The organism is Sphingomonas sp. (assembly GCF_042091075.1).
Classification (GTDB): domain Bacteria; phylum Pseudomonadota; class Alphaproteobacteria; order Sphingomonadales; family Sphingomonadaceae; genus Sphingomonas.
The window spans coordinates 1-4,487 of the sequence record NZ_JBELIE010000216.1 but is presented as its reverse complement, the minus strand read 5'-3'; the positions used below and the strand labels follow the sequence as shown (position 1 = coordinate 4,487).

General features: G+C 66.5%; 4 protein-coding genes. 1 reads left to right on the top strand and 3 read right to left on the bottom strand.

All coding sequences use genetic code 11. The features are described 5' to 3' along the window. The 3 genes from ACFDSW_RS15580 to ACFDSW_RS15570 all read right to left on the bottom strand — a co-directional run. Nucleotides 1-517 (bottom strand): RNA polymerase sigma factor region1.1 domain-containing protein (locus tag ACFDSW_RS15580; RefSeq protein WP_375251182.1); only part of this gene is annotated, 517 nt, incomplete at its 3' end. Continuing rightward, nucleotides 517-2,427: a DNA primase gene (dnaG, locus tag ACFDSW_RS15575; protein WP_375251181.1), complete on the bottom strand. Its 1,911-nt coding sequence runs from the start codon at nucleotides 2,425-2,427 to the stop codon at nucleotides 517-519. The genes ACFDSW_RS15580 and dnaG, both read right to left, overlap by 1 nt. A gap of 171 nt (nucleotides 2,428-2,598) precedes the next feature. Next, nucleotides 2,599-3,051: a GatB/YqeY domain-containing protein gene (locus tag ACFDSW_RS15570; protein WP_375251180.1), complete on the bottom strand. Its 453-nt coding sequence runs from the start codon at nucleotides 3,049-3,051 to the stop codon at nucleotides 2,599-2,601. A gap of 124 nt (nucleotides 3,052-3,175) precedes the next feature. Here ACFDSW_RS15570 and carA point away from each other — a divergent pair, with 124 nt between their 5' ends. Continuing rightward, nucleotides 3,176-4,342: a glutamine-hydrolyzing carbamoyl-phosphate synthase small subunit gene (gene carA, locus ACFDSW_RS15565; protein ID WP_375251179.1), complete on the top strand. Its 1,167-nt coding sequence runs from the start codon at nucleotides 3,176-3,178 to the stop codon at nucleotides 4,340-4,342. Nucleotides 4,343-4,487: the final 145 nt, after the last annotated feature.

Below are 4,487 nucleotides of genomic sequence, written 5' to 3'. Positions count from 1 at the left end.
ACCAGTCGATGATCGCGTTGAAGGTGATCGGGCTTTCGCACAGCCCCAGGATCATCGTGTCGCGACCGGCCTCGATCCGCTTGGCGATCGCGATCTCGCCCTCGCGTGAAAGCAGTTCGACCGCGCCCATCTCGCGCAGATACATGCGGACGGGATCGTCGGTGCGATCGACCGTCTCCTTCTTCTTCTCGATGACGGGGGCGGAGCCGTCCGACTCGCCGTCGACCGCCTCGGCCTCGTCGTCGTCAGCGCGTTCCTCGGTCTCGCCGTCCTCGCCCGCTTCTTCGTTCTCGACGATGTTGACGCCCATCTCGTTGAGCGCGGACATGATGTCCTCAAGCTGATCCGAGGACATTTGGTCCTGCGGCAACGCCTCGTTGAGCTGATCATAGGTGATGTACCCGCGCTTCTTGGCGCGAGCGATCAGTTTCTTGACGTTCGCGTCGTTCAGGTCGATCAGCGGGGCATCGGCCACTTCCGCGCCATCGTCAGCCACGCCACCGTTCATCTTCGCCATCAATCGTCCTCGGGTCCAAGCGCGCGGGCGTCTTCGTTCGCCTGCACAAGATTTGCAAGGCGCTCGTCCAGCGCCCGTTGTTCATTCACCAAAGTCACTTGCCGCTCGAACGCCTCGTCGGTGAAGCGCTCTTTCATCGCGGAGGTGGCTTCCGCCAATGCGGCATCCACTTCCGGCCGGGTGACGAGGATCGCGATCGCCTCCTCCAGATCCTCGCGCGCCCGCTTCATGTCCGCGTCCGCGCGGGTGAAGGAATAGGGCATCGTATCGGCTCTAAGCAGGTCATGCGCGATCGTATCGAAACCGGACCGTGCCAATATGGTGACGAGGCGTCCGCTATCAAGCGCGCCGTCGCGCCGCCCCTCCAGCGCGACGTCGACCACCGCCTCGAACAGCCGGCCGAGCGCGCCGTCCGCCAGCTTGAGCGAGCCGAGCACTTCCATATGGCGTGCGATTTCCGCCGGGTGACGGATCAGGCCGGCGACGATCGCCTTCGACAGGATCGGATCGATGCTGCCGGCGGCGCGGACCCGCTTGGCATCCTCGGTCACCGGGGGGAGTGGTGGCGTCCATCGCTGACCCGGCTTGCGCGCCGTGATCGGATAGAAGGGCTGGCGCTGCTGAAACGTCTGGCGCCCGCGCGCGAAATGCTCGTCGAAACGCTGGCGGAATTCGGCCTGATACTCCGCCCGCACCGAGGCATCGCCGATCATCTGAACGAGATCGCCAAGCCGCCGCTTCAACCCGGCGCGCTGTTCCGGGGTGGTGAGCGGTTCGGCGGCCAGCTCATGCTGCCAGATGCGGTCGACCAGCGGCTCGGTGTCAGCCAACAGCGCCTCGAACGCGGGTGCGCCCTTGGCGCGCATCAGATCGTCGGGGTCCTGCCCGTCTGGCAAGGTGACGAAGGCGAGGCTGCGGCCCGGGGCAAGCAGCGGCAGCGCGCGATGCGCCGCGCGGATCGCCGCTTTCTGCCCAGCGGAATCACCATCCAGGCACAGTAATGGCACGTCCACCACGCGCCACAGGCGTTCCAGTTGATGCTCGGTCAGCGCGGTGCCGAGCGGCGCCACCGCCTCCCCGATCCCGCCCTGCGCCAGCGCGATCGCGTCCATATAGCCTTCGACCACCAGCAGCCGGTCGCGCTTGCGCGCGGCGGGGGCGGCGCGATCGAGATTGTAGAGCGTGCGCCCCTTGTCGAACAGCGGCGTATCGGGGGAATTCAGATACTTCGGCTCGCCCCCCCTGGATTCCTTGGAGTCGATGATCCGCCCGCCGAACGCGATCACGCGCCCGCGCGGATCGCGGATCGGGATCATCAGCCGGCCGCGGAAACGGTCATAGGGTTCCTTGCCCTCGACCTGGATCAGCAATCCGGCTTCGATCAGCATCGCGTCGCCGAAGTCCTTCAGCGCGGCACGCAGCCGGTGACGCGAATCGGGCGCGAAGCCGAAACCGAACGTCCGGCTGGTGGCGGAGGTGATGCCGCGCCGTTCGAGCAGCGTCCGCGCCTCGGCGCCGTCGATGCCGCCCAATTGCTGCGCGAAGAAGTCGGCCGCCGCCTGCATGACGTCGTGCAGCGACCTGGCGCGTTCGGCCCGCTGCGCGGCATGGCGATCTTGCGCCGGCATGTCGAGGCCGGCGGCCGCCGCCAGTTCCTTGACCGCGTCAATGAACGGCAGCCCCTGATGATCGGTCATCCAGCGGATCGCGTCGCCATGCGCCGAACAGCCGAAGCAATGATAGAAGCCCTTGTCGTCGTTGACGTAGAAGCTGGGCGTCTTTTCGTTATGGAACGGGCAGCAACCCTTCATCTCGCGCCCGGCGCGGATCAGCTTCACCGTCTTGCCGACCAGTGCGCTAAGCGAGGTGCGCGCACGCAATTCGTCGAGGAAGGCGGGGGTGAGACTCACCCACGCATTATACCATAGCTATGCATCACCGCGTCGATTCCGGCAATGGCCGCGGCGGCGTGTGCCGACGTGACCGCAGTGATGGCCCTTCGACTCACGCCCCCCTGGCCTGTGCGGGCGGGGTTGGCAGACGCCGGTTGGTTCTCGAACCGGCCCCGTGCGGATAGCTGTCTACGCCAGCGCCGCCTTCACCAGCCCGCTCGCCTTGCTCATGTCCAGCGTGGTTGCGTGGCGCGCCTTCAGTTCGGCCATCACCCGACCCATGTCCTTCATGCCGCTGGCGCCGAGTTCGGTCTTGATCGCTTCGATCGCCGCCCTGGTCTCGTCCTCGCCCATCTGCGCCGGCAGGAAGCGCTCGATCACCGCCACCTCGGCGGCCTCGGCAGCGGCGAGTTCGGCGCGGCCGCCCTGTTCGTACATTGCGATCGATTCGCGGCGCTGCTTCACCATCTTTTGCAGCACCTCGATCACCAGCGCGTCATCGTCGGCGGGGGCGTTGCCCGTCCGCGCCTCGATGTCGCGGTTCTTGATCGCGGCCTGAATCAGGCTGATCGCGCTGCGGCTTTCCTTGTCGCCGGCCTTCATGGCGGCGATCTGGGCTTGCTTGATATCGTCTCGAATCATGTCGACCCGAATAGCGCCGCAACCGTAATGACGCGAGGGGCGGTTGACGATCGGGGGCCGGGGCACTAGCGGGCGGGGCTTAGCGACATTGCTGCAAACCGACCTTGAGGAGTGCCCGCCAACCATGGCTGAGCCCGACATTTCGCGCGCCCCGAAACCGGAGGGGGCCACCGGCGTCCTCGTCCTGGCCAGTGGTGAGGTGGCATGGGGTCGAGGGTTCGGCGCGGAAGGCGCCGCGGTGGGCGAGGTGTGTTTTCACACCGCGATGACGGGCTATCAGGAGATCATGACCGATCCCAGCTTTGCCGGGCAGATCATCACCTTCACCTTCCCGCACATCGGCAATGTCGGCGCTAATCCCGATGACGTGGAGGCGGACGATCCGCACGCGCTGGGCATGATCGTGCGCGAGGACCCGACCGCTCCGTCGAACTTTCGCGCGATGGAAAATCTTGACGGCTGGATGAAGCGTCACACGCGCATCGGGCTGGCCGGCATCGACACACGCGCGCTGACCCGCCGTATCCGCAGCGGCGGTGCGCCGAACGGCGTCGTCGCGCATTCGCCCGATGGCACGTTCGACATCCACGCGCTGCTGGCGATGGCGCGGGGCTGGCCGGGGCTGGAGGGCATGGACCTCGCCAAGGACGTGACCCGCGAGACGCACGGCACATGGGAAGGCGGCATCTGGCGGCTCGGCTTCGGCTATGGCGCAGCCGGCGCGGGCGAGCGTCCACATGTCGTCGCGATCGATTACGGCAGCAAACACAATATCTTCCGCAACCTCGTTCAGGCCGGGGCGAAGGTATCGGTGGTGCCCGCCGAGGCGTCTTTCGAGCAGATCATGGCGCTGAACCCGGACGGCATCTTCCTGTCCAACGGGCCCGGCGACCCGGCGGCAACGGGCGCCTATGCGGTGCCGGTGATCCGCCAGTTGCTCGATACGGGCAAGCCGCTGTTCGGCATCTGCTTGGGGCACCAGTTGCTCGGCCTCGCGGTGGGGGCGACAACTACCAAGATGTTCCAGGGCCATCGCGGCGCCAATCACCCGGTCAAGCGGTTGAGCGACGGCGCGGTGGAGATCACCAGCATGAACCACGGCTTCGCGGTGGAGCGCGAGACGCTGCCCGCGAACGCGCGCGAGACGCATGTGTCGCTGTTCGACGGGTCGAATGCCGGGCTCGAGCTGACGGATCGCCCGGCCTTTTCGGTCCAGTACCACCCCGAAGCCTCGCCCGGCCCGCAGGACAGCTTCTATCTGTTCGAGCGGTTCGTCGCCGCGCTGCGATGAGGCGCGCCATCCGCCGCCGCTACCATCACAAGACGCGAACGGTCGTCGCACGAAATTTGCAGGACTGACATGCCCAAACGCACCGACATTTCCTCCATCCTCGTCATCGGCGCGGGGCCGATCATCATCGGGCAGGCGTGCGAGT

Bases quoted from the DNA above. Each gene is read 5' to 3' on its own strand.
- ACFDSW_RS15570 (WP_375251180.1), bottom strand. From the start codon at position 3,051: ATGATTCGAGACGATATCAAGCAAGCCCAGATCGCCGCCATGAAGGCC.
- carA (WP_375251179.1), top strand. From the start codon at position 3,176: ATGGCTGAGCCCGACATTTCGCGCGCCCCGAAACCGGAGGGGGCCACC.